The organism is Kitasatospora sp. NPDC028055 (genome assembly GCF_040637885.1).
In the GTDB taxonomy this organism is placed as follows: domain Bacteria; phylum Actinomycetota; class Actinomycetes; order Streptomycetales; family Streptomycetaceae; genus Kitasatospora.
In genome coordinates this window covers 71,781-96,089 of record NZ_JBEZXE010000002.1, presented here as the reverse complement: position 1 = coordinate 96,089, position 24,309 = coordinate 71,781, and the positions used below count along the sequence as shown (strand labels likewise).

The window sequence follows — 24,309 nt, the reverse complement described above, 5'->3', positions numbered from 1 at the left end:
ACCGCGCGAAGCGGAAGGCCACGGGCCAGGAGCCGACCTCCGACGCCCCCGTGGCAGCCGCTACAGCTTCCTGAGCAGGTCGGCGGCCGACGGCAGCTTCGGCTGCTCCTTCGGCGCCGAGGGCACGAACGGCCGGGGCGCCTCGTCCGCGAGCGCGTCGCCCGCGGCCTGGAGCAGCGGCAGTGCGAGGACCGCGCCGACGCCCTCGCCCAGGGTGATCCCCTGGTCCTGCAACGGCGTCAGGGTCAGCCGGTCGTACGCCTTCGCCTGGGCGGGCTCGCCGCTGGACTGCCCGGCCCGCCACCACTCCGGCGACCGGAAGGCGATCCGCTGTGCGACCAGCGCGCAGGCCGAGGAGACCACGCCGTCCAGCACCACCGGCAGCCGGCGGACGGCGGCCTGGAGCAGGAAGCCGGTGATCGCGGCGAAGTCCGCCCCGCCGGTGGCGCCGAGCAGCGCCAGCTGGTCGCCGAGCACCGGGCGGGCCCGTCGCAGCGAGTCCCGGATGGTGGCGCACTTGACCATCCACACCCGGTCGTCGATGCCCGAGCCGCGTCCGCACACCGCGGCCGCGTCCGTCCCGCACAGCGCGCCGACCAGGACGGCGGCCACCGTGGTGGAGCCGACCCCGAGGTCGCCGAGCAGCACCAGGTCGGTGCCGGCGTCGGCCTCCTCGTCGGCCACGGCCATGCCGGCCCGGAAGGCCCGGACGGTCTCCTCCGGGGTGAGCGCGTCCTCGACGTCGATCCGGCCGGAGCCGCGCCGGATCCGGTGGGCGACCACCTCGTCCGGGAAGTCCGCCGGGTCGGCGTCCACCGCGACGTCGACGACCCGTACGTCGGCGCCGTAGCGCGCGGCCAGCCGGGCCACCGGGGCGCTGCCGTCGAGCACCGCCCGCACCCGGGCCGCGGTGCCGCCGTCGGCGGGCAGTCGGGAGACGCCGAGCGCGGCCACGCCGTGGTCGGCGGCGAACAGCAGCACCTTGGGCGCCGAGACCGGCCGCACCGGGGAGCGCCCCTGTACGGACGACAGCCAGCTGCCCAGCTCCTCGAGCTTGCCCAGGCCGCCGCGCGGTCGGCCGGCTTCCTGCCAGCGTTCCTCGGCGGCCCGTCGGGCGCTGTCGTCGGGGCGCTCGACGAGCGAGGAGAACGTATCGAGATCCACGGTCGTGTCCATCGTCCGGAAGGCTACACGGCGCGGGTGTGCGGGCTCGGCTTGACCGTCAGAACCTGTCCCGCGACCACCAGCAGGACCTGCTCGGAGGCGTCCGCCACGGCCATGTTGAGCCGGCCCAGGGTGTCCCGGAAGCGCCGTCCGGCGGCGGTGGCCGGGACGACGCCCATGCCGACCTCGTTGCTCACCGCGACGGCCGTCCGCCGGGTTCCGGCCCAGGCCGCGGCCAGGGAGGCGCAGCGGCGCTGCACCGCGGCCTCGCCGCCGGCCGCCCAGGCGTCGTCGTCCCAGGCGTCGCACTCGTCCATCACGGCGGTCAGCCACAGTGCCAGGCAGTCGATCAGCACCGGCGCCGGGTCCTCGGCGTCGGCGAGTACGGCCTCCAGCTCGCAGGTCTCGGCGGTGCGCCAGCTCGCCGGCCGGCGGTCCCGGTGCAGGGCGACCCGCTGGGCCCACTCGGCGTCGCCGTCCCGGGTGCCGCCGGTGGCCACGTACAGGACGTCCGGGTGCTCGGCGAGCAGCTGCTCGGCACGGGTGGACTTGCCGGAGCGCGCGCCGCCGAGCAGCAGCGTGCGGGGGAGCGGGGGGTGCGTCGCCATGCCGTCCATCCTGCCCGACAGGCATACGGAAGATCGGGCCGGGCAGGCTAACCTGCGCAGCACACAAGGCAGCGTCAGTGGGAGGAGCCGGGCATGGTCTGGACGTGGCGGTACGAGAAGGCGGACGGCAGCGCGGTGGCGTCGACCCTCGGACAGGAGGAGTTCGCCGGCCAGGGCGACGCCGAGACCTGGATCGGGGAGAGCTGGAAGCAGCTCGCCGAGGAGGGCGTGGACAACGCCGTCCTGCTGGACGACGACCGGGTGATCTACTCGATGAGCCTGCACGAGGGCTGACCGACGCAACTGCCCGTCAGGGGTGGTTACTTCGCACCGATCACGTGCAGCAGCGCGGCGACCTGCCGGTACGGGTCGGTGCGGCCGGCCCGGTCCTCGGCCTCCAGCAGCTGGGCCAGCTGCCGCCCGTCCACCGGCGGGGCGGCGTCGTCGGGCGCGTTGTCGGTGAAGACCCGGACGCCGTACCAGTGCCGGACCGGCACCGAGACCTCGGAGAGGGTGACGGTCAGGTCGGCGAGCCGGTCGGCCCGGGCGGCCAGTCCGAGCCGGTTGTAGTACCGGTCGCTCTCGAAGGCGTGCAGGGCGGCCCGCCAGTCCCCGGCGGCGGCGGGCCGCAGCGCGAGCGCGTCGCCGTTGCGAACCAGCAGCGAGAGCAGCCCGCCCGGCGCCAGCAGCCGGGCCAGCGAGGCGATCATCGGGTCCGGGTCCGGCAGGTACATCAGGACGCCGTGGCAGAGCACCACGTCGAAGCTGCGCGGGCCGAACCAGCGCCCGCACTGGTGGCCGTCGCCGCTGAGCAGCTGCAGCCGGCCGTGCACCTCGGGCGGCTCCTGGGCGAGCGCCCCCTGGGCGACGCCGAGCGCGACCGGGTCGGAGTCGATCCCGGTGACGTAGTGGCCGGCCCGGGCCAGCCGCAGCGCCTGGGTGCCCTGCCCGCAGCCGATGTCCAGGACCCGCTGGGCGGTGCGGCCGGCGAGCTGCTCGGCGAGCTGCCGGGAGACGAGCTCCTGCCGGACGAAGTTGCGCAGTCCGCCGAGCCGGTCCAGCCAGGCCGCGGTGCCGCCGGCGAAGGAGCCGCTGCGGGAGGGCAGCCGACGCTCCTGACCGAGCCGGTCGTGGCCGCCGTCCCCCTGCCCGGGCAGTGCGTAGAGGCCGGGCCCCTCCCAGGAAGGCGGGGCCCAGCCGGAGTGCACCGGTTCGGCGGTCAGGGCTTCTCCCCGCGCCGCACCTGCGGCTTGGGCAGGCGCAGCCGCCGCATCTGGAGGGTGCGCATGATGCCGTAGGCGACCACGCCGCGGGTGTTCTGCCCGGCGAAGCGCTCGCCCAGCTGCTTGCGCAGGCCGAGGCCGAGGCGGACGAAGTCCAGGATCACCAGGACGAAGAACAGCAGGAACAGCAGCGTGGACAGCAGCTGCAGGGCGGGGATCTTGACGATGCTCAGCACCAGGATGACCACGGCGGCCGGCAGGAAGAACTCGGCGAGCGACCAGCGGGAGTCCACGTAGTCGCGGGCGAACTTGCGCACCGGCCCCTTGTCGCGGGCCGGCAGGTGGCGCTCGTCGCCGTCGATCAGCGCCTGGCGCTGCTTCTCACGCTCGACGCGCATCCGCTCGCGTGCCTGGCGGGAGGCCTCCTTGCGGTCCTTGGGCACCACGACCCGGGTGCGCCGGCTGGCCTCGGCCTCGCTGCGCTTGGGGGTGGGGCGGCCCTTCTTGGCCTGCGGGTGGCGGGCCTGGGGCGTCTCGTCCTCCAGCACGGTGGCGGAGGCGGCGGCATCATCTGAACGGCGTCGGAACACACCCCCAGCGTACGGGGTGCGGCACCGTGACCACGGGTCCCCTCGGACCCAAACGCGTATCGATCCGTTCGGCCGCGTTCCGACCGGGGTTTCCCGGGCTCTTCCCGTAGGGGATCAATCGGATGGAGTATGGGGAGGATGAGAGGCGGATCCACCCGGGGGATGAGGTTCTGCCGCTGGTCGCTGTAGCAGTCTTGTTGCAGGCAGGTGCACTGCGGCGACGGGCTCGCTGCACATACACTCGTCGTGTCTGGTAACGAGATTTAAGACCGCAGGCCGGAGAAGGGGGCACCCGAGGCCCATGAGCGACGGAATCATGAAGCGTATGGGGCTGATCTTCCGCTCCAAGGCGAACAAGGCCTTGGACCGGGCGGAGGATCCCCGTGAGACGCTCGACTACTCCTACCAGAAGCAGCTCGAACTGCTGCAGAAGGTACGGCGTGGCGTCGCGGACGTCGCGACCTCGCGCAAGCGCCTGGAACTCCAGCTGACCCAGCTGCAGCAGCAGTCGGCGAAGTACGAGGACCAGGGCCGCAAGGCGCTCTCCCTCGGCCGCGAGGACCTCGCCCGCGAGGCGCTGACCCGCAAGGCCAACATGCAGTCCCAGATCACCGATCTGGAGACGCAGTACCAGGCCCTGCAGGCCGAGGAGGAGAAGCTCACGCTCGCCTCCCAGCGGCTCCAGGCCAAGGTGGACGCCTTCCGCACCAAGAAGGAGACCATCAAGGCCACCTACACCGCGGCGCAGGCGCAGACCCGCATCGCCGAGTCCTTCTCCGGGATCTCGGAGGAGATGGGCGACGTCGGCCTGGCCATCCAGCGCGCCGAGGACAAGACGGCGCAGATGCAGGCCCGGGCCGGTGCGATCGACGAGCTGCTGGCCTCCGGCGCGCTCGACGACTCCAGCGGTCTCGGCCGCAAGGACGACATCGAGGCCGAGCTGGAGCGGGTGGCCGGCGGTTCCGACGTCGAGCTGGAGCTGGCCCGGATGAAGGCCGAGCTGTCCGGCGGCCCCGCCGCCGGTCCGGCCGCGATCGAGCAGGGCAAGCCGGCCCAGCAGCCGCAGTCGCAGGACTCGCACCCGCAGGACACCCCGCGGATCAACTACAACAAGTGAGCTGGAACCACCCACGAACCAGGAGAAGCGCAGCATGATCATGAGGGTCATGGGTGAGGGGCAGTTCGAGGTGGGCGAGGACCACCTGAGCCTGCTCAACCAGCTCGACGACGAGCTGCTCACCGCGGTGGAGTCGGGCGACGAGGACACCTTCCGCCAGGCCTACGGCAAGCTGCTGGACGCCGTGAAGCAGTACGGCACCCGGCTGCCGGACGACTCGCTGGAGCCGTCCGAGCTGATTCTGCCGAATGCCGAGGCGACCCTCGACGAGGTCCGGTCCCTGCTGCTCTCCGAGGGCGAGGGCGTCATCCCGGGCTTCCCCGAGTACGAGTAGCCGCGCGGCCGCTGCCAGACGAAAGGGCGGGTCCCCTCCGATCGGAGGGGACCCGCCCTTCGCTGTTACTCGCCCGCTCGCCTCCGGGGCGCTTGGACCCGGTGCCGACGGTCGTCGCTCCAAGGCCCTCGTTCCTCGGGCCTCCTCGCTCCTCGCTTTCGGCACCGGCGCGCCCCTTCGGCTCGGGGCGGGGATTCGCCCACTCGCCTCCGGGGCGCTCGGACCCGCGCCTCCGGCTACGGGAGGGCCAGCATCCGGTCCAGCGCGGCCTTGGCGTACTTCTCGGTCTCCGGGTCCACCGTGATCACGTTCGGCACCCGGCCCTCGACCAGCGACTCCAGCGCCCAGACCAGGTGCGGCAGGTCGATCCGGTTCATGGTCGAGCAGAAGCAGACCGTGCGGTCCAGGAAGACGATCTCCTTGTCCGGGTGCGCCTTGGCCAGCCGGCGGACCAGGTTCAGCTCGGTGCCGATGGCCCACTTGGAGCCGGGCTCGGCCGCGTCCAGGGCCTTGATGATGTACTCGGTCGAGCCCACCATGTCGGCGGCGTCGACCACCTCGTGCTTGCACTCGGGGTGCACCAGGACGGTCACGCCGGGGATCCGCTCGCGGACGTCGTTCACCGAGTCCAGGCTGAACCGGCCGTGCACCGAGCAGTGGCCGCGCCAGAGGATCATCTTGGCGTTCCGCAGCTGCTCGGCGGTCAGGCCGCCGTTGGGCTTGTGCGGGTTGTACAGGACGCAGTCGTCCAGCGACATGCCCATGTCCCGCACCGCGGTGTTGCGGCCGAGGTGCTGGTCGGGCAGGAAGAGCACCTTCTGGCCCTGTTCGAAGGCCCACTCCAGCGCTCGCTGGGCGTTGGAGGAGGTGCAGATGGTGCCGCCGTGCTTGCCGGTGAAGGCCTTGATGTCGGCGGAGGAGTTCATGTACGAGACCGGGACGGTCACATCGGCTATGCCGGCGTCGGTCAGTACGTCCCAGCACTCGGCGACCTGCTCGGCGGTGGCCATGTCGGCCATCGAGCAGCCGGCCGCGAGGTCCGGCAGCACGACCTGCTGGCGGTCGCTCGTGAGGATGTCCGCGGACTCGGCCATGAAGTGCACGCCGCAGAAGACGATGTACTCGGCCTCCGGGCGGGCCGCGGCGTCGCGGGCGAGCTTGAAGGAGTCGCCGGTGACGTCGGCGAACTCGATCACCTCGTCGCGCTGGTAGTGGTGGCCGAGGATGAAGACGCGGTCGCCCAGCGCGGCCTTGGCCGCCCGGGCGCGCTCGACGAGGTTCGGGTCCGAGGCCGGCGGGAGGTCGCCGGGGCACTCGACGCCGCGCTCGCTGTTCGGGTCGGCCTCTCGGCCGAGCAGCAGCAGAGCGAGCGGCGTCGGAGTGGGGTCGACGCCGTGGGTCTCGGTGATGGTGGTGGTCACGGGCGGGTGCCCTTCTGTGCGGCCGAACGAGCGGTGGGGCCTTTTCGTCTATCTGACGCTATCTATTCTAACCGGTTAGCGTCAGAGTGACGATGGCCATCCTGTCGATGTGACGAGAACCGCTCTCCGGATCGGATGCTTCCTGCCGTGGCCGAATCGATATTTCGAAGCCCCGGGCCGGGCTGGGCCATGAACATGAAGACCGCCCGGGGCCGGTCCGTAGGCGAGGCCCTTCGGTCGACGACAGGCGTGGCGATCGGTGCCCGCCCGGTGGACCGATGGCCTTCTCCCGGTCATCCGCGCGCGATGAACTCGTTCAGGTCATCCGCCAGAATGGGTGGCGAACCGTTTCGGCAGTGGCGCCGGCGGGTGCGACCGCACCGCCCGCCGCCCGGGACGCTCCCCCCCACCCCCACCGCACGACCCGTGGAGCCCCGCACCGATGACCAGCAGCCGAGCGCACGAGGTGATCGGGGCAGACCTGGACGAGACCGACCGGCAGCTCCTCGCCCGCCTCGGCAGCGACGGCCGCGCCTCCTACGCCGAGATCGGTCTCCAGGTGAACCTCTCCGCCACCGCCGTGCGCCGCCGGATCGACCGGCTCCGGGCACGCGGTGTGGTGCGGGGCTTCACCGTGGTGCTCGACCCGGCCGTGCTCGGCTGGCAGACCGAGGCCTTCGTCGAGGTCTACTGCCGCGAGCGGACCGCCCCCGAGGAGATCCTGGCCAGCCTGCGCCAGTTCCCCGAGGTGGTCGCCGCCTGGACGGTCACCGGTGACCCGGACGCCCTGGTGCACCTGCGGGCCGCCGACATGCGCCATCTGGAGGCCGTCATCGAGCGCATCCGGCGCGAGCCCGGCGTGCAGCGCAGCCGCTCCTCGGTGGTCCTCTCCCAGCTGATCGGCTGATCGCCGGGCCCGGTTCCCGGGGCACGCAGGAAACCTGCGCGGACCGCCCCGAAGACGCTCGAAAGCTGCCTGACCAGCCGCGTTCCGACGCGCGGGGAAGCGCCCCCGCTGCCTACGCTGATCACGTCCGGTCAGCGCGGTGAGGCGTCCCGCCGACCGGATCCCCCCGACACCCACAGCCGAGAGGGACAGCCGTGTCCGCAGCACCCGACCGCATGCACCGGCCCGACAACGAACTGGTCGACCTGGTTTTCGACTACATGCGGGAGCGGCTGCAGTACGACCCCGTCCCGCTCGACCACCCCGGTGACGGCGAGCACCTGCGCACCCAGCTGGCCGGCCTGCTCAACCAGGACGGCAACAACCCGGCCGACGTCCTCAAGCTGTACGACCACGAGCTGTCCCGCGCGGTCATCTCCGCCGACAGCCCCCGCTACCTGTCCTTCATCCCGTGCGCCCCGACCAAGGCCGCGCTGCTGTTCGACATGGTGGTCTCCTGCGCCTCCCTGCAGGGCATCTCCTGGCTGGAGGCGGCCGGCGCCATCGCCGCCGAGAACCAGGTGCTGCGCCTGATCGCCGACCGGGCCGGGCTGCCCGCCTCGGCCGGCGGCTGCTTCGTCTCCGGCGGCTCCGCGGGCAACCTGTCCGCCCTGGTGGTCGCCCGCGACACCGCCCGCCGCAAGCTCGGCGTCGGGCCGGAGGCCCGGCTGCGGATAGCCGTCGCCGACCAGGTGCACTCCTCGGTCAAGAACACCTTCAACATCATCGGCGTCGAGGCCTTCAAGGTCCCGACCGTGAACCGGCGCTTCACCGGCGAGGCACTGCGCGCCGCCCTGGCCGCCGACCCGAACCCGGAGACGGTGATCGCCGTCGTCGGCACCGCCGGCACCACCAACGAGGGCATCGTCGACGACCTGGCCGGCCTGGCCGAGGTCGCCCGCGAGCGCGACCTGTGGTTCCACGTGGACGGCGCCTACGGCGGCGCGGGCCTGTTCGCCCCGTCGGTGCGCGAGCGCTACAACGGCATCGAGCACGCCGACTCCTTCGTGGTCGACCCGCACAAGTGGCTGTTCGCCCCCTTCGACTGCGCCGCGCTGATCTACCGCAACCCGCAGCTCGCCCGTGCCGTGCACACCCAGGACGCCTCCTACCTGGACGTCCTGCACACCGACGGCGACGAGTGGAACCCCACCGACTACGCCTACCACCTGACCCGGCGCGCCCGCGGCCTGCCGCTCTGGTTCTCGCTGGCCGTCCACGGCGTCCAGGCGTACACCGACGCCATCGAGACCGGCCTCCAGCTCGCGCGGGACACCGCCCAGCTGATCCGCGACACCGAGCACCTGGAGCTGCTGTTCGACCCGCAGCTCTCCGCGGTCTGCTTCAAGCGCAAGGGCTGGACCAACGACGACTACTACCGCTGGTCGCAGCAGCTGCTCGCGGACCAGATCGGCTTCGTCACCCCGACCGGCTGGGACGGCGAGACGGTCGCCCGCTTCGCCTTCCTGCACCCGGGCACCACCATGGAGATGGTCCGGGAGATCCTGGACACCATGGCCTGATCCGGGCCCCGTCCGCCCGTCCGTCCGTACGTACGGCCCCACCGGCCCGCCCCCGGTGGGGCCGTACGCGTTCCCGCCGGGCTACAGGAAGGCCCCGCTGGGCAGGTACGGCGCGGGCGGCCGCATCCCGCGCACCCCGACGAAGCCACCGGTCTCCGGCGTCAGCCCGACCTCCAGCCCGACGTCCAGCGCCCACTCCTGCTCGGCGGTCAGGTACTCCACCCGGGCCTCGGTCCCGTCCGGCACCCGGGCCAGCGCCTCGCGCAGCAGCCGGGCCGCGATCCGCTTGCTGGTGGCCGCCAGCAGCCGCACCGTGCCGCCGTCCCGGTAGCAGTAGCCGCTGCCGGCCAGCGCGTCGGCGACCAGCAGCTCCTCGAAGTGGCCGAGCATCAGCTCGTGGTCCGGGCCGTGCGCGGACCCGCGCAGCCGCCGGTCCACCGAGTCCAGCAGGTGCAGGTGGGTGGCGTTGCCGCGGTGCACCGGGATGTCGCCGGGGTCGATCAGCCCGTCCCGGTCCACCCGCCCGGTCAGCCGCATCGCCGGGTGCAGGGTGAAGCCGGCCAGCCGGTAGCGGCGGGCCGCCGCGGGGGAGTCGGAGGCGCAGACCATCCCGCGCAGGCAGCCCCGGGCGTGCGCGAGGGCCCGTTCGAACAGCAGCGGCCCGACCCCCCGGTCCCGGGCGGACGGCCGGACGGCGAACAGCGAGGGCATCCACAGGCCCTCGCGGCGCATCGACAGCACCACCCCGACCGCCTGCCCGCCGCTCTCCGCCAGCCAGCAGCCGCCGGGGTCGGTGCGCGCCAGGTGTCTGGTCCGGGCCAGCTGCAGCGGCGTCGGTCGGGCCGGTCGGGCGGGGTCGTCGGACGGTCCGGCGAACGCGGCGAGGGACAGTTCCTGGACGGCCTCCGCGTCCGCTGCGGTGTCCCTGACCTGGCGAAGGATCATGCCGCCATCCTGGCGTCCGGCGGGCGGCCGTGGGGCCCGTTCGACCGGATCCGTGACGCGGGCGGTGCCCGGTCCGCCCCGGTTGTGCGAGCATGGGGAGCGTAGAGGCCCGGGTGACGCGCCCGGCCCACGGAGAACCAGCCGTCGAACAGGCCGTAGAAATCCCCCGCCGTCCGGGAAATGAATCCGGGCGGTCGGTGGTTGGCACTGGCGGCAGACCGTCGTCAAGACCGGGAGAAAGCAGATGACCGTCCAGGACGAGACCACCGTCGAGAGTGGCATCCTCCTCACCGATGCCGCCGCGGCCAAGGTCAAGGCCCTGCTGGAGCAGGAAGGCCGCGAGGACCTCGCGCTGCGCGTCGCCGTCCAGCCCGGTGGCTGCTCCGGCCTGCGTTACCAGCTGTTCTTCGACGAGCGCTCGCTCGACGGCGACGTGATCAAGGACTTCGGTGGCGTCAAGGTCGTCACCGACCGGATGAGCGCCCCGTACCTGGGTGGCGCCACCGTCGACTTCGTCGACACCATCGAGAAGCAGGGCTTCACGATCGACAACCCGAACGCCACCGGCTCCTGCGCCTGCGGCGACTCGTTCAGCTAAGCCTGACGGCGGGTCTCGAACGCGGAAGGCGGCCCCGGGGATCTCCCCGGGGCCGCCTTCCGCGTTCCATCGTGTCCGGCACCGGCTGCTGTCCGGCACCGGCCGCTAGCGCGCGGCGCCGTCCGGGGTGACCGGGTCCGGGCCCGCGTGGGCGTCGCCCTCCAGCGGCACCTCCTGGCCGCTCGTCCGGTCCACCACCGTCCGCCCGGCCAGCGGCGAGCGCAGGTCGACGGAGACGGCCTGCCGCTTGGCCATCGCGGTGCAGACGTGCCCGGGCTGGACGGTCGGCGGGCCCGGCACGATCACCACGCCCACCTGGTTCGGCTGCGACTCGTCCGCCTTCACCGCGTACGTGGTGCAGACCCCGCCGAAGAAGTAGACGGTCAGCTTGTTGCTGCCGTCCAGCCGGTAGCCGGTCGGCGGCCGGACGTTGGAGTTGGCCGGGCCGCCACCGGCCGGGTTGGGCTCACCGGGGGCGATCCCGTTGGCCGGGGGAGTGGCCGGTGTCGTGGGCCGCCCGGGTGCGGGCTCGGCCGGGGTCGGCGTCGCCTTGCCCGACGGGGCCCCTGCGGGCGCCGGCGCGGACGGCGAGCCGGAGTCCGCCGGGGCCGACGGGGCCGTCGGGGAACCGCTCGGCGAGGCCGAGCTGCTCGCGGAGGCCGTGGCGCTGCTCGCCGCCGAGTCCCCGGAGCCCTTGCCGTCGCCGCCGCAACCGGCCAGGGTCACCACCGCCGCCAGCGCGGCCACCGCCAGGGCCACCGCCCGCCGACCGCGGCGGGGCATCGTCTCCAGATCCATCTGCACATCCTCCCGAGGGCTCAGCGGCGCCGCCTCCTCGGCCGCACCGCGCGGATGTGACGTGCCCCGGTCGGATCCGGTTCCCCGGTCCTCACATGCCGTACTCGGCCATCCCGGCGACCAGCCGCTGCGCCCCGGACGGCACCCGGACGCCGACGGACGCGGGGGCGGCGGGCTCCGGCCCGGCCGTCACCAGCGGCCAGAACCGGCGCAGCCGGCGGGAGGAGCGGACCAGCGCGTCGAGGGTCTCGGCGTCCGCGTCGGCCCGGCGGGCGCTCGGGGGGAATCGGTCGGACATCATCGGGCATCGCTCCGATCAAGAACCGTTCAAGAACCGTTCAAGGGCCGTTCAAGGGCCGCGGCCGCATCACCGCGGTCGACGACGGGGCCCGCCCGGTCGCGGCGGGGCTCCATGGGGCCGACCCTAGGCCCGGCCCGGTGGGCCCACCAGTGCTACCCGGAGGTAGTACACGTTCGAGGGTCCCGGGTGCCACCATGGCAGGGAAGGCGACCGGCAGCTTGCGGGACTATTGCTGGCGGGCTGTGCCGGACGGGTACCGTGGGTGGGTTCATTCGCCCCCGCTGGCCCTGTCGCCATCCTGAGGAGACCCCCGTGCGCATCGCCGTCGCCGGCTCGATCGCCACCGACCACCTGATGACGTTCCCCGGTCGGTTCGCCGACCAGCTCGTCGCCGAGCAGCTGCACACCGTGTCGCTGTCCTTCCTGGTCGACGCCCTGGACATCCGCCGCGGCGGCGTCGCGCCGAACATCGCGTTCGGCATGGGCGTGCTCGGGCTCCGGCCGATCCTGGTCGGCGCCGCCGGCGCGGACTTCGCCGAGTACCGCAGCTGGCTGGAGCGCAACAACGTGGACTGCAACTCCGTCCACATCTCCGAGACCCGGCACACCGCCCGCTTCATGTGCACCACGGACGAGGACCACAACCAGATCGCCTCGTTCTACACCGGTGCCATGGCCGAGGCCCGCAACATCGAGCTCAAGCCGATCGCCGACCGCGTCGGCGGCCTCGACCTCGTCCTGGTCGGCGCCGACGACCCCCAGGGCATGGTCCGCCACACCCAGGAGTGCCGCACCCGCGGTTACGCCTTCGCCGCCGACCCCTCCCAGCAGCTGGCCCGCCTGGACGGCGAGGACATCCGCGAGCTGGTGGACGGCGCCTCGTACCTCTTCACCAACGAGTACGAGGCCGCGCTGATCGAGTCCAAGACCGGCTGGGACGCCGAGGAGCTGCTCACCCGCGTCGGCACCCGGGTCACCACCCTGGGCAGCAAGGGCGTCCGGATCGAGCGCAAGGGCGAGGCCCCGATCGTGGTCGGCTGCCCGGCCGAGGAGGCCAAGGTCGACCCGACCGGCGTCGGCGACGCCTTCCGGGCCGGCTTCCTGTCCGGCCTGTCCTGGGGCCTCGACCTGGAGCGCGCCGCCCAGCTCGGCTGCATGCTCGCCACCCTGGTGATCGAGACCGTCGGCACCCAGGAGTACGACCTGCGCCCGGCCGCCTTCCTGAAGCGGTTCGAGGACGCCTACGGGGCCGAGGCCGCCGCGGAGATCCGCACCCACCTGGTCTAGTGGTCCCCGCTCAGGAGCGGCGCACCACCAGGTAGGCCGCGCCCCGGTCGCCGCCGTAGTCGGCGGCCGGGGCCTCCCCGGCGTACTCCTGGCCGCGCATCCCGCACCAGGCCGGGACGTCCAGCCGGGCCGCCTCGTCGTCCGCCAGCACGGCGACCGTGCCGCCCACCGGCACCTCGCCGATCCGCTTCGCCAGCTCGATCACCGGCAGCGGGCACCGCTTGCCGAGCGCGTCGATGACGAGCAGGGGCCCGGCGGCGCCCGCCGGCGCCGGCAGGTCCAGCCCGAGCGGGGCGCGCACCCCGGCGACCACCTCCGGCAGCACGGTGAGGAAGCGCTCCACGTCGGCCTCGGCCGTCCCGTACGGCAGCGAGACCCGGACGTTGCCCTCGGTGAGCACGCCCATGGCGGCCAGCACGTGGCTCGGCGTCAGGGTCGAGGAGGTGCAGGAGGAGCCGGAGGAGACCGCGAAGCCCGCCCGGTCCAGCTCGGTCAGCAGCACCTCGCCGTCCACGTACAGGCAGGAGAAGGTGACGAGGTGCGGCAGTCGCCGTACCGGGTCGCCGACCACCTCGACCTCGGGCACCAGCTGCGGCACCCGGCTGCGGATCCGCTCGACCAGGGCGTGCAGCCGGGCGTTCTCCTGCTCGGCCTCGGCCCGGACGGCGCGCAGCGAGGCGGCCGCGGCCACGATCGCGGGGACGTTGACGTAGCCGGGCACCCGCCCGCCCTCGCGCTCGTCGGCCGGCAGCGGGGAGGCGTACCGGACGCCCTTGCGCACGGCGAGGACCCCGACCCCGGGTGGCCCGCCCCACTTGTGGGCGCTCGCGGTCAGCAGCGACCAGCCCGCCGGGACGTCCATCCGTCCGGCGCTCTGCGCGGCGTCGACCAGCAGCGGTACCCCGGCCGCGGCGCACAGTTCGGCGACCTCGCCGACCGGCTGGATCGTGCCCACCTCGTGGTTGGCGCTCTGCAGGGCGGCCAGCGCGGTGTCGGTCCGGAGCAGGGCGCCGAAGGCCTGCGGCTCCACCCGCCCGGTGCGGTCCACCGGGGCCACCGAGACCTCGCCGCCGCCGGCTCCTCCGCCGGCCTCCGGCCGGGGGGACCCCCATCGTTCGGCGACGTGCAGCACGCTGGAGTGCTCCACCGCGGAGTGCACCAGGTGCCCGCCGCGCCGCCGGTTCCCGGCCAGGGCGCCCAGCAGCCCGAGTTGGACGGCCTGCGTCCCGCTCGCGGTGAAGGAGATCTCGTCGGGCCGCGCGCCCAGGACGGCGGCGACCGTCTCGCGGGCGGCGTCCAGCAGCATCCGGGCCTGCCGGCCGGAGCGGTACAGCCGGGCCGGATCGGCCCAGCCCTCGTCCAGGGCGGCGGTCAGGGCCTGCCGCGCGACGGGGTGCAGAGGGGCCGTCGAAGCCACGTCGAAGTACACGGTCACATTTAACGACACACCCGGACCCCTGGGGCTCGGTCCGAATTGCTCACCGGCCGTCAGTCGATCACCCCGAATGTCCGCTTCGTCCGGTACCGACGGACCGTCACCCGCGTTGTTCGAGGTCATCCCCCGAACGGGCGTAAGGACCTCGAATGCCTGGGATGACCTGCGACGCAGCGCCTGCCGGGCCTGATCGGGCGACCGGGCGGCGCGTTACCGGGGGCTGCCCGTCAGGAGCGCATAAGGCTGGAGTAGGGTTTGGCCCGCATAAGCATTCAAACCGTGCCCGTGGACGGGTCGCCGGAGGGGCTCACACTCCCCTCCCGGTGCGACGCGAAGGCGGGCGAGACTTCGGGAAGGCGCTACGTGAGTCCCAACGGCTCCGACCGCTCGCCGCGGCGCACGATGCGGCGGAAGCTGCCTCAGGCGCTGGCACTGGGCCTCGTCATCGCGACCGCCACCGGCTGCTCGGCCAACGACCTCCCCAGGCTTGGCCTCCCGAGTCCGGTCACGAAGGAAGGACCCATGGTCCTCCAGATGTGGCAGGGCTCCTGGATCGCGGCGCTGGTGGTCGGCGTACTGATGTGGGGTCTGATCATCTGGAGCGTGGTCTTCCACCGGCGCAAGCGCACCGGCGTGGAGATCCCCCCGCAGACCCGGTACAACGTGCCCATCGAGGCGCTCTACACCGCGGTCCCCATCATCATCGTCTCGGTCCTCTTCTACTTCGTCGCCCGCGACGAGGCGAAGCTGACGCATGTCTCCGCGAAGCCGCAGCACTACGTCAACGTGGTCGGTTTCCAGTGGAGCTGGGCGTTCAACTACGAGAACACCGAGACCCCCGACCCGGCCAACAAGGACGCCGCGTACGAAGTCGGTACGCCCAAGGACGTTCCGACGCTCTGGCTGCCGGTCAACGAGACGGTGCAGTTCCGGCTGACCTCTCGTGACGTGATCCACGACTTCTGGCCCGTCAACTTCATGATGAAGATGGACGTCGTGCCGGGCGTGGTGAACAAGTTCGAGGTCACCCCGACCGTCAAGGGCGACTACATGGGCAAGTGCGCCGAGCTCTGCGGCGTCGACCACTCGCGCATGCTGTTCAACGTCAAGGTCGTCGACCGCGCCGACTACGACAAGCACCTGGCCGACCTTCGCGCCAAGGGCCAGAACGGTGCGGTGCCTTCCGGCCTCATCAGCATGGGAAGTGAAGAGAAGTGACCATCCTCAACGAGCCCGCCGCGGCCGGCGGGGGCGCCGAGGCCGTCACGGTCGGGGCGCAGCGGACCCGCAAGCCGGGTTCGACCATCATCAAGTGGTTGACCACCACTGACCACAAGACGATCGGCACCCTGTACCTGGGCACGTCGTTCGCCTTCTTCCTGATCGGTGGCATCCTCGCCCTGGTCATGCGCGCCGAGCTGGCTCGTCCCGGGACCCAGATCCTGTCGAACGAGCAGTTCAACCAGGCGTTCACGATGCACGGCACGATCATGCTGCTGATGTTCGCGACCCCGCTGTTCGCGGGCTTCGCGAACTGGATCATGCCGCTCCAGATCGGTGCCCCGGACGTGGCCTTCCCGCGTCTGAACATGTTCGCGTACTGGCTGTACCTCTTCGGTTCGTCCATCGCGGTCTGCGGCTTCCTGACCCCGAACGGCGCCGCCGACTTCGGCTGGTTCGCCTACTCCCCGCTGTCGGACGCGGTGCACTCGCCCGGCGTCGGCGGCGACATGTGGATCATGGGTCTGGCCTTCTCCGGCTTCGGCACGATCCTCGGTGCGGTCAACTTCATCACCACGATCATCTGCATGCGCGCTCCGGGCATGACGATGTTCCGGATGTCGATCTTCGTCTGGAACGTCCTGCTGACCTCGGTGCTGGTCCTGCTGGCCTTCCCGGTGCTGGCCGCCGCGCTGTTCGCCCTGGAGGCGGACCGCAAGTTCGGGGCCCACGTCTTCGATCCCGCCAACGGCGGGGCGATGCTGTGGCAACACCTGTTCTGGTTCTTCGGCCACCCCGAGGTGTACATCATCGCGCTGCCGTTCTTCGGCATCGTGTCGGAGATCATCCCGGTCTTCAGCCGCAAGCCGATGTTCGGCTACTCCGGCCTGATCGCGGCCACCATCGGGATCGCCGGTCTGTCCGTGACGGTGTGGGCGCACCACATGTACGTCACCGGGCAGGTGCTGCTGCCGTTCTTCTCCTTCATGACCTTCCTGATCGCGGTCCCGACCGGTGTGAAGTTCTTCAACTGGGTCGGCACCATGTGGAAGGGCTCGCTGAGCTTCGAGACGCCGATGCTCTGGACGGTCGGCTTCCTGGTCACCTTCCTCTTCGGTGGTCTGACCGGTGTCCTGCTGGCCTCGCCGCCGATCGACTTCCACGTCTCGGACTCGTACTTCGTCGTCGCCCACTTCCACTACGTGGTCTTCGGCACCGTCGTCTTCGCGATGTTCGCCGGCTTCCACTTCTGGTGGCCGAAGATGACCGGCAAGATGCTGGACGAGCGCCTCGGCAAGATCACCTTCTGGACGCTGTTCTTCGGCTTCCACACGACCTTCCTGGTGCAGCACTGGCTCGGCGCCGAGGGCATGCCCCGCCGCTACGCCGACTACCTGGCCTCGGACGGCTTCACCACGCTGAACACCGTCTCGACCATCGGCTCCTTCGTGCTCGGCCTGTCGATCCTGCCGTTCCTCTACAACGTCTGGAAGACCGCCAAGTACGGCGAGAAGGTCACCGCGGACGACCCGTGGGGCTTCGGCCGCTCCCTGGAGTGGGCGACCTCCTGCCCGCCGCCGCGGCACAACTTCCTCACCCTGCCCCGGATCCGCTCCGAATCCCCGGCCTTCGACCTCCACCACCCGGAGATCGCCGCGCTGGACTACCTGGAGAACCACGGCGAGCCGGCCAAGCACCTCGCGGGTGTGACCCCGGCGAAGTACGACGCCCCGAAGCTCAGCAAGGGCAAGCAGGAGGGTGACGCCTGATGAAGGAACAGGGAAAGATCTTCCTGGGCCTGTCGGTCTTCGTGCTGGCGATGGCCATCACGTACGGCCTGTGGACCAACAACGCGAAGGACGGCCCGGGCCTGGAGGCGGCGGGCACCACCGCGCTGTTCCTGGCCTTCGGCCTCTGCGCCTTCATCGGGTACTACCTCGCCTTCACCGCCCGCCGGGTGGACAGCGGCGCGGGTGACAACCCCGAGGCCGAGGTCGCGGACGACGCCGGCGAGCTGGGCTTCTTCGCCCCGCACAGCTGGCAGCCGCTCTCGCTGGCGCTCGGTGGCGCGCTGGCCTTCCTGGGCGTGATCTTCGGCTGGTGGCTGATGTTCTGGGCCGCCCCGATCATCCTGATCGGCATCTTCGGATGGGTCTTCGAGTTCTACCGGGGCGAGAACCAGAACCAGTAGGTTCCGCCTCCGGCGACAGGGCCGGTCCTCCCGCAAGGGGAGGACCGGCCCTGCTGCGTCCCGGGGGTGACCGACTCACTCCCCCGGGTGAACGCGGGGCCGCTCGGATGTCGCTCGTTCCAGGGTGTTCCTACGATCTGATCAATCGTACGAATCGTGCGAACCCCTCGGAGGCGGTCATGGCCGACAGGCGCGGAATCGCAGGCATCGGCAGTATCTCGCTGGCCCTGGCAGTACTGGCCCCGCTGGCCGCCTGCTCCTCCGGCGGGGACGAGGCCGCCGGGCCGCACCGGATCGACGCGGGCCCCCTCGTCCACCTCTCGGCCGAGGACAAGGTCGACCCCTCCAAGCCGGTCACCGTCACCGCGGTGGCGGGCAGCCGGCTCACCGACGTCACCGTGGTCGGCCCGGACGGCCGGGTGGTGGAGGGCAAGCTCGCCGACGACCAGCACAGCTGGCAGACCACCGGCCGGTTGAAGGCGAACACCGCGTACACCGTGCGGATCTCCGCCGACGACGGCCGGAACGGGCGCGGCGACACCACCCAGAACTTCTCCACCCTGGCCGCCCAGCGCCTGCTCACCGCCAAGCTCGGCCCGGACTCCTCGGGCAGCGGCGTCTACGGGGTGGGCCAGCCGCTCACCGTGCAGCTCTCCGAGCCGGTGAAGGACCCCCAGGCCCGCCAGGAGGTCGAACGGGCGCTGACCGTGACCTCCCAACCGGCCGTCACCGGCGCCTGGTACTGGGTGGACGACAAGAACCTGCACTTCCGCCCGGAGGACTACTGGCCGGCCGGAACGACCGTCTCGCTGGCCTTCGAGGGCACCGGCAGCCGGATCTCGGACGGCCTCTACGGCGGCGACCGCAGCGCACTGCGGCTGCGGATCGGTGCGCGGGTCGAGTCGGTGATCGACGCGGCCGCCCACGAACTCACCCTCAAGCGTGACGGCGAGGCGGTCCGGAGCATCCCGGTCACCACCGGCAAGCCCGGCTTCGACACCCGCAACGGCATCAAGGTGGTGCTCGGCCAGGAGCGTTCCGTCCGGATGAACGGCGAGACGATCGGTATAGCGGCCGGCAGCTCCGAGGCGTACGACCTCGAGGTGCTGTGGGCCACCCGGGTGACCTGGAGCGGCGAGTACGTCCACGCGGCGCCCTGGTCGGTCGGCTCGCAGGGCTACGAGAACGTCAGCCACGGCTGTACCGGGATGAGCACCGACAACGCCAAGTGGTTCTACGACAACACCCGGGTGGGGGACCTGGTGACGGTGGTGAACAGCCGCGGCGCCACCATGGAGCCCTTCGGCAACGGCTTCGGGGACTGGAACGTCTCCTGGACGGACTGGGTCAAGCACAGCGCCCTCGGACAGCCCCTCAGCACCACCGTCCCGGCCGGCCAGGCCCCCGCCGCGGGGATGATGCGGCCCGAGGTGTAGGGCGTGTCTGACAATTCCCGCCGGGCGCGCGACGCTCCCCCAGCCTTCGGCCGGGAGGTACCCCCAGGGCACAAGCGCACCTCGCCGCGTTGTCGTCGGTCGCCGATGCTCCGCATGGACTCCCTCCTCCGCCTTGCGATGCACGCACCCCAACGCCGCGCGCTGATCCGACGCGAATTGTCAGACACGCCCTAGGGCACCTCCGGTGGCTCGGGAGGGCCCTCAGGCCTCGGGGTAGGCCAGGCCCAGGGCGGTGACCACGGCGGCCAGGGCGTCCGGGTGGGACAGGCCCAGCCGGCTCGCGCGTTCGGCGTACTCGGCGGCGGCCTCGGCGGCCAGCCGGTGGGCGGCGTCCCCGGCGGCCGCGATCAGGGTGCCGCGCCGGCCGTGGGTCTCCACCACGCCGTCCGCCTCCAGCTCCTTGTAGGCCCGGGCGACCGTTCCGGCGGCCAGCCCCAGCTCCTCGGCGAGGGCCCGGACGGTGGGCAGCCGCAGCCCGGTCGGCAGCGCGCCGGAGCGGGCCTGCTCGGCGATCTGGGCGCGGATCTGCTCGTACGGGGGAGTGGCGGCGGCGGGGTCGACGGACAGCTGCACGGGTGGCTCCTGGGGCGCGGCGGGTGCGGGGCTGGCGATGGAGGCAAAGCCCGAGGGCCGCCGACCAGATGAACTCTGGTCAGCGGCCCTCGGGATGACGCGGGTGCGTACGGGATCAGTGGTGGCCGTGGCCGCTGGTGATCTCGTGGTGCTCCTCGGCGGTGGGCTTGGGGATCTGGCTGCCCTCGCCGTAGAAGCCGCGGGAGAGCTTGGCCCGGGTGCGGGTGAGCGCGCCGGCCTTGCGGGCCACGCCGTTCTCGTCCGTCTGGGCCGGCAGCTCGACCGGCTGGTTCTGCTCGTGCGCCGTGAGGGTGTGCAGGTCCTTCTGCGGCAGCTGGGCGTGCACCTCGATGAACTCACCGTGCGGCAGGCGCTTGATGACGCCGGTCTCGCGGCCGTGCAGCACCTTCTCCTTGTCACGGCGCTGGAGGCCGAGGCACCAGCGCTTGGTGACGATGAAGGTGATGACCGGCACCACGAAGAAGCCGGCGCGCACGAAGTAGGTGATCGAGTTGATCGACAGGTGCAGGTGGGTGGCGAACAGGTCGTTGCCACCACCGACCAGCAGCACCAGGTACAGGCTGATCCAGGCGGCACCCAGGGCGGTGCGGACCGGGGCGTTGCGCGGGCGGTCCAGGATGTGGTGCTCGCGCTTGTCGCCGGTGATCCAGCCCTCGATGAACGGGTAGACCGCGATCGCGACCAGGACCAGCGGGAAGATCATCAGCGGGACGAAGACACCCAGGTTCAGGGTGTGGCCCCACAGGCTGATCTCCCAGCCCGGCATGACGCGGATCAGACCCTCGGAGAAGCCCATGTACCAGTCGGGCTGGGCGTCGGTCGACACCTGGTCCGGACGGTACGGGCCGTACGCCCAGATCGGGTTGATCGTGGCGATCGCCGAGATGGCGGCGATGATGCCGAAGACCAGGAAGAAGAAGCCACCGGCCTTGGCCATGTAGACCGGCATCAGCGGCATGCCGACGACGTTCTTCTCGGTCTTGCCCGGGCCCGCCCACTGGGTGTGCTTGTGGTAGAAGACCAGGATCAGGTGCGCGACCAGCAGGCCGAGCATGATGCCCGGGATCAGCAGGACGTGGATGGTGAAGAACCGCGGCACGATGTCGTGGCCGGGGAACTCGCCCCCGAACAGGAACATCTGGATGTAGGTGCCGACCAGCGGGACCGCGAGGATCGCGCCTTCCATGAAGCGGATACCGGTGCCCGACAGCAGGTCGTCCGGCAGCGAGTAGCCGAAGAAGCCGTCGAACATGCCGAGGACCAGCAGCAGGAAGCCGAAGACCCAGTTGATCTCGCGCGGCTTGCGGAACGCGCCCGTGAAGAACACGCGCATCATGTGCACGAGCATCGCGGCCACGAAGACCAGGGCGGCCCAGTGGTGGATCTGGCGGATCAGCAGACCGCCGCGGATCTCGAAGCTGATGTCCACCGTCGAGGCGTACGCCTCGGACATCCCGATGCCCTTGAGCGGCACGTACGAGCCGTTGTAGACGACCTCGGCCATCGACGGCTTGAAGAACAGCGTCAGGTAGACACCGGTCAGGATGATGATGACGAAGGTGTAGAGGCAGATCTCGCCCAGCATGAAGGACCAGTGGTCCGGGAAGATCTTGCGCAGGTTGGCCTTGGCGAGGGAGTAGATCCCCAGCCGGCCGTCCGTCCAGTCAGCCGCGGACTCCCACTTGTTGGCGGGGTTCGCGCGCGTGCTGGAGGGCTTGGCGGCACCGGTCTTGGTGCTGCTCGCGCTACTCATCGAGCACGCTCCCAGAAGCTCGGGCCGACAGGCTTCTCGAAGTCGCCGGTGGCGATCAGGTTGCCCTTGTCGTCAGTGGTGATCTTCAGCTGCGGCAGCGGGTGGCCGGCCGGGCCGAAGATGACGCGCGCGCCGTCCGCCAGATCGAAGGTCGACTGGTGGCAGGGGCAGAGCGCGTGGTGGGTCTGCTGCTCGTACAGGCTGATCGGGCAGCCGACGTGGGTGCAGATCTTGGAGTAGGCGAGGATGCCCTCGAAGCCCAGCTCCTTGGACTTGTCGTCCTTGATGTCCTCCGGCGCGATGCGCACCAGCATCAGGGCGTCCTTGGCGATGCGCTGCTGGAAGTCCTCGTCGTGCGTGGTGAGGCCCTCCGGCATCGCGAAGGTCAGCGAGCCGATCACGAGGTCCTCGGGCTTCATCGGCTGCATGGTGCTCATGTTGACGAGCTGCAGCGGCTTGGCCGGGGTGGCCTCCTTCCAGCCCGTCTCCTGGAGCTTCTTCTCCGGCAGCGGGCCCAGGTCGCGGAGCAGGACCACGCCGGAGAGCGGGACCAGCGCCATCGACCCGATGAGGGTGTTGCGGATCATCTTGCGGCGGCCGAAGCCGGACTCGGCGGCACCGGTCTTGAACTGCTCGATGACGTCGTTGCGGACCTCGTCGGAGGCCTCGATCGGGTGACGCTCGGCGGGCAGCTCGACGTCCGACATCAGGGTGCGGGCCCAGTGGACCGCGCCCGCGCCGATCATGAACAGCGCGACGCCCAGGGTCAGGCCGAGCGCGAAGTTCAGCGCGCTGACGTGGCCCAGCGGGAAGATGTAGACGATCTTGTCCGGGTCGATGGCCACGTACGAGGCGATGAAGCCGATCGTCGCGAGCATCGAGACCACGAACATCAGCGAGACCTGACGCTCGGCCCGCTTGGCGGCCCGCTCGTCGATGTCGGTGCGACGGGGCTCGTGGGCCGGCAGGCCCGGGTCGGCGAACGGGTTGCCGTGGTCGGCCACCTCGCCGGCGGAGCCGTGCGGCTCCGGGAGCTTCTCTTCTGACATGTCGTGGCTCATGACTTCTTGGCCTTGGTGGTGTGGGCGGCGACCCAGATCGCGACCGCGATGAGCGTGCCGAGGCCGAAGATCCAGCCGAACAGGCCCTCGGTCACCGGACCGAGGCTGCCCAGGGTGAGACCGCCGGGGTTGGGCTCATCGTTGGTGGTGTGGCGGACGAAGGCCACGATCTGCTTCTTCTGCTCCTCGGGCATGGTGCTGTCCGGGAACGACGGCATGTTCTGCGGGCCGGTCTGCATGGCCTCGTAGATGTGCTTGGCGTCCACGCCCTCCAGCGACGGGGCGTACTTGCCCTTCGTCAGGGCACCGCCCTGGCCGGCGAAGTTGTGGCACTGGGCGCAGTTGGTGCGGAACAGCTCGCCACCCTTGGAGATGTCGTCCGGGTTGGTCGAGGTGTACTGCTTCGCGTCCGGCGTGGTCGGGCCGGGGCCGAGCGACTGGACGAACGCGGCGAGCTGGTCGATCTCGCTCTGGCTGTAGATGGCCTTCTTGCGCGGCACCTGGGCACCGGGCTGCTGGGCCGGCATGCGACCGGTGCCGACCTGGAAGTCGACAGCGGCGGAGCCCACGCCGACCAGGCTCGGACCGTCACTGCTGCCCTGGCCGTTCAGGCCGTGGCAGGAGGAGCAGCCCACGGCGAAGAGCTTCTTGCCCTCATCGATCGCGAGCGACTGCGCGGCGACGTCGGCCTGCGCCTTGTCGGCGGGCGCGAACGCGGCGTACAGCCCCCCGGTTGCCGCCAGGGCGAGAAGTAGGACGACCAGCGCCGCCAATGGGTGGCGCCGTCGTGCGGAGAGCTTTTTCACGGAATAACCCCGGTGTCAGGATCTGGTCGACTGGTGGGTGCACCCGGCGGCCGGTCTGGCCGGCACGAGGTTGCCTGTCCAAGGCTGCGCGCGCGGTCGGTCGGTGGGAGCGTCGGCACCGGCAGAAGCGGCCCGTCGCCGGTGAGGGCGGGGGCCGCTGCCGGTGGCCAGCGACCTGATCAGCTGGTTACTTGATCAGGTAGATGGTCGCGAACAGGCCGATCCACACGACGTCGACGAAGTGCCAGTAGTAGGACACGACGATCGCGGCGGTGGCCTGCTCGTGCGTGAAGCGCTTGGCTGCGTACGTCCGTCCCAGGACCAGCAGGAAGGCGATCAGACCGCCCGTCACGTGCAGACCGTGGAAGCCGGTGGTCAGGTAGAACACCGTGCCGTACGGGTCCGAGGACAGCGAGAGGCCGTCGTTCTTGACCAGCTCGGTGTACTCGTAGACCTGTCCGCCGATGAAGATCGCGCCCATGAAGAACGTCAGGGCAAACCACCCGCGGAGCTTCTTCACGTCACCGCGCTCGGCGGCGAACACGCCGAGCTGGCAGGTGAGTGAGGAGAGCACCAGGATCGTGGTGTTGACCGAGGAGAACGTCACGTTGAGGGCGTGCGCCTTCTCGGCCCAGAACTCGGCTCCCTTGACGGAGCGGAGCGTGAAGTACATCGCGAAGAGGGCCGCGAAGAACATCAGCTCGGAACTGAGCCAGACGATCGTTCCGACGCTGACCATGTTCGGTCGATTGACCGATCCGTGCGCGTGCCCGGTTTCTGTTGCTGTTGCTGTCGCCACGACGGACATTATGTCGGTCCCTTATTCCGTCTTCACGTCGGGGGGTGTCCCTCGGAGTGTCCGGTGCGTGCGGTATGCCCGCTTGACGGGCGACGGGGGGTCCGGACGGAGGCTGAGCAGCGGCGTGTCCCTTTTCT

Annotated in this window: 24 protein-coding genes and 1 pseudogene; 11 read left to right on the top strand and 14 right to left on the bottom strand. The window is 71.2% G+C overall.

The window, feature by feature from the left end; all coding sequences use genetic code 11:
• Positions 1 to 60: 60 nt before the first annotated feature.
• Together AB0F71_RS04390 and cobU are read right to left on the bottom strand one after the other, a co-directional pair.
• Entirely contained in the window at positions 61 to 1,176 is a 1,116-nt protein-coding gene (locus AB0F71_RS04390) for a nicotinate-nucleotide--dimethylbenzimidazole phosphoribosyltransferase (protein ID WP_360227963.1), read from the bottom strand.
• A gap of 11 nt (positions 1,177 to 1,187) precedes the next feature.
• Positions 1,188 to 1,760 (bottom strand): annotated as a pseudogene (cobU, locus tag AB0F71_RS04385) (bifunctional adenosylcobinamide kinase/adenosylcobinamide-phosphate guanylyltransferase); the annotation flags it as partial.
• Positions 1,761 to 1,865: 105 nt separating this feature from the next.
• Between cobU and AB0F71_RS04380 the strand changes: the two are divergent.
• Positions 1,866 to 2,066 carry a hypothetical protein gene (locus AB0F71_RS04380; RefSeq protein ID WP_360227960.1) on the top strand — a complete coding sequence of 67 codons (201 nt, stop codon included), beginning with the start codon at positions 1,866 to 1,868 and terminating at the stop codon, positions 2,064 to 2,066.
• A gap of 26 nt (positions 2,067 to 2,092) precedes the next feature.
• Here the strand turns inward: AB0F71_RS04380 and AB0F71_RS04375 are convergent, their stop codons facing one another.
• Both AB0F71_RS04375 and AB0F71_RS04370 read right to left on the bottom strand, forming a co-directional pair.
• Entirely contained in the window at positions 2,093 to 2,833 is a 741-nt protein-coding gene (locus AB0F71_RS04375) for a methyltransferase domain-containing protein (RefSeq protein WP_360228946.1), read from the bottom strand.
• 158 nt (positions 2,834 to 2,991) lie between these two features.
• Positions 2,992 to 3,585, bottom strand: a complete 594-nt coding sequence (locus AB0F71_RS04370) for a DUF3043 domain-containing protein (protein ID WP_360227957.1) — start codon at positions 3,583 to 3,585, stop codon at positions 2,992 to 2,994.
• Positions 3,586 to 3,901: 316 nt separating this feature from the next.
• Here AB0F71_RS04370 and AB0F71_RS04365 point away from each other — a divergent pair, with 316 nt between their 5' ends.
• Both AB0F71_RS04365 and AB0F71_RS04360 read left to right on the top strand, forming a co-directional pair.
• A complete protein-coding gene (locus AB0F71_RS04365) occupies positions 3,902 to 4,702 on the top strand; it encodes a PspA/IM30 family protein (RefSeq protein ID WP_360227954.1) in 801 nt (266 codons plus the stop codon).
• A gap of 34 nt (positions 4,703 to 4,736) precedes the next feature.
• Positions 4,737 to 5,036 (top strand): hypothetical protein, encoded by a 300-nt coding sequence (locus tag AB0F71_RS04360; RefSeq protein WP_360227951.1) that lies wholly within the window; start codon positions 4,737 to 4,739, stop codon positions 5,034 to 5,036.
• A 236-nt stretch (positions 5,037 to 5,272) separates the two neighbouring features.
• Here AB0F71_RS04360 and nadA read toward each other — a convergent pair whose 3' ends face one another.
• On the bottom strand, positions 5,273 to 6,457 hold the full coding sequence (nadA, locus tag AB0F71_RS04355; protein WP_360227948.1) for a quinolinate synthase NadA: 1,185 nt from the start codon (positions 6,455 to 6,457) through the stop codon (positions 5,273 to 5,275).
• Positions 6,458 to 6,899: 442 nt separating this feature from the next.
• Between nadA and AB0F71_RS04350 the strand changes: the two genes are divergently transcribed.
• Complete coding sequence (locus AB0F71_RS04350) at positions 6,900 to 7,364, top strand: Lrp/AsnC family transcriptional regulator (RefSeq protein WP_270147404.1); 465 nt, start codon at positions 6,900 to 6,902, stop codon at positions 7,362 to 7,364.
• A 194-nt stretch (positions 7,365 to 7,558) separates the two neighbouring features.
• Positions 7,559 to 8,926 carry a pyridoxal-dependent decarboxylase gene (locus tag AB0F71_RS04345; RefSeq protein ID WP_360227945.1) on the top strand — a complete coding sequence of 456 codons (1,368 nt, stop codon included), beginning with the start codon at positions 7,559 to 7,561 and terminating at the stop codon, positions 8,924 to 8,926.
• 81 nt (positions 8,927 to 9,007) lie between these two features.
• On the opposite strand, the gene AB0F71_RS04340 is transcribed toward AB0F71_RS04345, so the two are convergent.
• Positions 9,008 to 9,871 (bottom strand): GNAT family N-acetyltransferase, encoded by an 864-nt coding sequence (locus AB0F71_RS04340; protein ID WP_360227943.1) that lies wholly within the window; start codon positions 9,869 to 9,871, stop codon positions 9,008 to 9,010.
• A gap of 244 nt (positions 9,872 to 10,115) precedes the next feature.
• On the opposite strand from AB0F71_RS04340, the gene erpA reads away from it, so the two are divergent.
• Positions 10,116 to 10,469 (top strand): iron-sulfur cluster insertion protein ErpA, encoded by a 354-nt coding sequence (gene erpA, locus AB0F71_RS04335; RefSeq protein WP_030061066.1) that lies wholly within the window; start codon positions 10,116 to 10,118, stop codon positions 10,467 to 10,469.
• Positions 10,470 to 10,574: 105 nt separating this feature from the next.
• On the opposite strand, the gene AB0F71_RS04330 is transcribed toward erpA, so the two are convergent.
• Positions 10,575 to 11,267 (bottom strand): hypothetical protein, encoded by a 693-nt coding sequence (locus tag AB0F71_RS04330; RefSeq protein WP_360227940.1) that lies wholly within the window; start codon positions 11,265 to 11,267, stop codon positions 10,575 to 10,577.
• 91 nt (positions 11,268 to 11,358) lie between these two features.
• The gene (locus AB0F71_RS04325) at positions 11,359 to 11,568 is read right to left on the bottom strand and encodes a hypothetical protein (protein WP_360227937.1); all 210 of its coding nucleotides are present in this window, start codon (positions 11,566 to 11,568) and stop codon (positions 11,359 to 11,361) included.
• A gap of 312 nt (positions 11,569 to 11,880) precedes the next feature.
• On the opposite strand from AB0F71_RS04325, the gene AB0F71_RS04320 reads away from it, so the two are divergent.
• A complete protein-coding gene (locus tag AB0F71_RS04320; RefSeq protein ID WP_360227934.1) occupies positions 11,881 to 12,855 on the top strand; it encodes a carbohydrate kinase family protein in 975 nt (324 codons plus the stop codon).
• Positions 12,856 to 12,865: 10 nt separating this feature from the next.
• Here the strand turns inward: AB0F71_RS04320 and AB0F71_RS04315 are convergent, their stop codons facing one another.
• Complete coding sequence (locus AB0F71_RS04315) at positions 12,866 to 14,284, bottom strand: aminotransferase class V-fold PLP-dependent enzyme (protein ID WP_360227931.1); 1,419 nt, start codon at positions 14,282 to 14,284, stop codon at positions 12,866 to 12,868.
• A gap of 369 nt (positions 14,285 to 14,653) precedes the next feature.
• On the opposite strand from AB0F71_RS04315, the gene coxB reads away from it, so the two are divergent.
• The 4 genes from coxB (at position 14,654) to AB0F71_RS04295 (ending at position 19,138) form a co-directional block, all read left to right on the top strand.
• Positions 14,654 to 15,508 (top strand): cytochrome c oxidase subunit II, encoded by an 855-nt coding sequence (gene coxB / locus AB0F71_RS04310; protein ID WP_360227928.1) that lies wholly within the window; start codon positions 14,654 to 14,656, stop codon positions 15,506 to 15,508.
• The gene (gene ctaD, locus AB0F71_RS04305) at positions 15,505 to 17,280 is read left to right on the top strand and encodes a cytochrome c oxidase subunit I (protein WP_360227925.1); all 1,776 of its coding nucleotides are present in this window, start codon (positions 15,505 to 15,507) and stop codon (positions 17,278 to 17,280) included. The genes coxB and ctaD overlap by 4 nt, the downstream gene beginning before the upstream one ends.
• A complete protein-coding gene (locus AB0F71_RS04300; RefSeq protein WP_360227923.1) occupies positions 17,280 to 17,702 on the top strand; it encodes a cytochrome c oxidase subunit 4 in 423 nt (140 codons plus the stop codon). The genes ctaD and AB0F71_RS04300 overlap by 1 nt, the downstream gene beginning before the upstream one ends.
• A gap of 179 nt (positions 17,703 to 17,881) precedes the next feature.
• Positions 17,882 to 19,138 carry an Ig-like domain-containing protein gene (locus AB0F71_RS04295; protein WP_360227920.1) on the top strand — a complete coding sequence of 419 codons (1,257 nt, stop codon included), beginning with the start codon at positions 17,882 to 17,884 and terminating at the stop codon, positions 19,136 to 19,138.
• Positions 19,139 to 19,360: 222 nt separating this feature from the next.
• On the opposite strand, the gene AB0F71_RS04290 is transcribed toward AB0F71_RS04295, so the two are convergent.
• The 5 genes from AB0F71_RS04290 to AB0F71_RS04270 all read right to left on the bottom strand — a co-directional run bounded on the left by AB0F71_RS04290 (position 19,361) and on the right by AB0F71_RS04270 (position 24,181).
• Entirely contained in the window at positions 19,361 to 19,732 is a 372-nt protein-coding gene (locus tag AB0F71_RS04290) for a GntR family transcriptional regulator (RefSeq protein WP_360227918.1), read from the bottom strand.
• 115 nt (positions 19,733 to 19,847) lie between these two features.
• Positions 19,848 to 21,506: a ubiquinol-cytochrome c reductase cytochrome b subunit gene (locus AB0F71_RS04285; RefSeq protein WP_360227915.1), complete on the bottom strand. Its 1,659-nt coding sequence runs from the start codon at positions 21,504 to 21,506 to the stop codon at positions 19,848 to 19,850.
• Positions 21,503 to 22,555, bottom strand: coding sequence for a Rieske 2Fe-2S domain-containing protein (locus AB0F71_RS04280; RefSeq protein ID WP_360227912.1), 1,053 nt, complete (start codon positions 22,553 to 22,555; stop codon positions 21,503 to 21,505). The genes AB0F71_RS04285 and AB0F71_RS04280 overlap by 4 nt, the downstream gene beginning before the upstream one ends.
• Before the next feature lie 8 nt (positions 22,556 to 22,563).
• Positions 22,564 to 23,373: a cytochrome c gene (locus AB0F71_RS04275; protein WP_360227909.1), complete on the bottom strand. Its 810-nt coding sequence runs from the start codon at positions 23,371 to 23,373 to the stop codon at positions 22,564 to 22,566.
• A gap of 187 nt (positions 23,374 to 23,560) precedes the next feature.
• The gene (locus tag AB0F71_RS04270) at positions 23,561 to 24,181 is read right to left on the bottom strand and encodes a heme-copper oxidase subunit III (RefSeq protein ID WP_360227907.1); all 621 of its coding nucleotides are present in this window, start codon (positions 24,179 to 24,181) and stop codon (positions 23,561 to 23,563) included.
• Between the last annotated feature and the right edge of the window lie 128 nt (positions 24,182 to 24,309).

Coding starts and splice junctions, on each gene's coding strand:
- AB0F71_RS04330 (WP_360227940.1), bottom strand. CDS start 11,267: ATGGATCTGGAGACGATGCCCCGCCGCGGTCGGCGGGCGGTGGCCCTG.
- AB0F71_RS04300 (WP_360227923.1), top strand. CDS start 17,280: ATGAAGGAACAGGGAAAGATCTTCCTGGGCCTGTCGGTCTTCGTGCTG.
- AB0F71_RS04380 (WP_360227960.1), top strand. CDS start 1,866: ATGGTCTGGACGTGGCGGTACGAGAAGGCGGACGGCAGCGCGGTGGCG.
- AB0F71_RS04390 (WP_360227963.1), bottom strand. CDS start 1,176: ATGGACACGACCGTGGATCTCGATACGTTCTCCTCGCTCGTCGAGCGC.
- AB0F71_RS04360 (WP_360227951.1), top strand. CDS start 4,737: ATGATCATGAGGGTCATGGGTGAGGGGCAGTTCGAGGTGGGCGAGGAC.
- AB0F71_RS04270 (WP_360227907.1), bottom strand. CDS start 24,181: ATGTCCGTCGTGGCGACAGCAACAGCAACAGAAACCGGGCACGCGCAC.
- AB0F71_RS04340 (WP_360227943.1), bottom strand. CDS start 9,871: ATGATCCTTCGCCAGGTCAGGGACACCGCAGCGGACGCGGAGGCCGTC.
- erpA (WP_030061066.1), top strand. CDS start 10,116: ATGACCGTCCAGGACGAGACCACCGTCGAGAGTGGCATCCTCCTCACC.
- AB0F71_RS04280 (WP_360227912.1), bottom strand. CDS start 22,555: ATGTCAGAAGAGAAGCTCCCGGAGCCGCACGGCTCCGCCGGCGAGGTG.
- AB0F71_RS04365 (WP_360227954.1), top strand. CDS start 3,902: ATGAAGCGTATGGGGCTGATCTTCCGCTCCAAGGCGAACAAGGCCTTG.
- AB0F71_RS04350 (WP_270147404.1), top strand. CDS start 6,900: ATGACCAGCAGCCGAGCGCACGAGGTGATCGGGGCAGACCTGGACGAG.
- AB0F71_RS04285 (WP_360227915.1), bottom strand. CDS start 21,506: ATGAGTAGCGCGAGCAGCACCAAGACCGGTGCCGCCAAGCCCTCCAGC.
- AB0F71_RS04295 (WP_360227920.1), top strand. CDS start 17,882: ATGGCCGACAGGCGCGGAATCGCAGGCATCGGCAGTATCTCGCTGGCC.
- AB0F71_RS04325 (WP_360227937.1), bottom strand. CDS start 11,568: ATGATGTCCGACCGATTCCCCCCGAGCGCCCGCCGGGCCGACGCGGAC.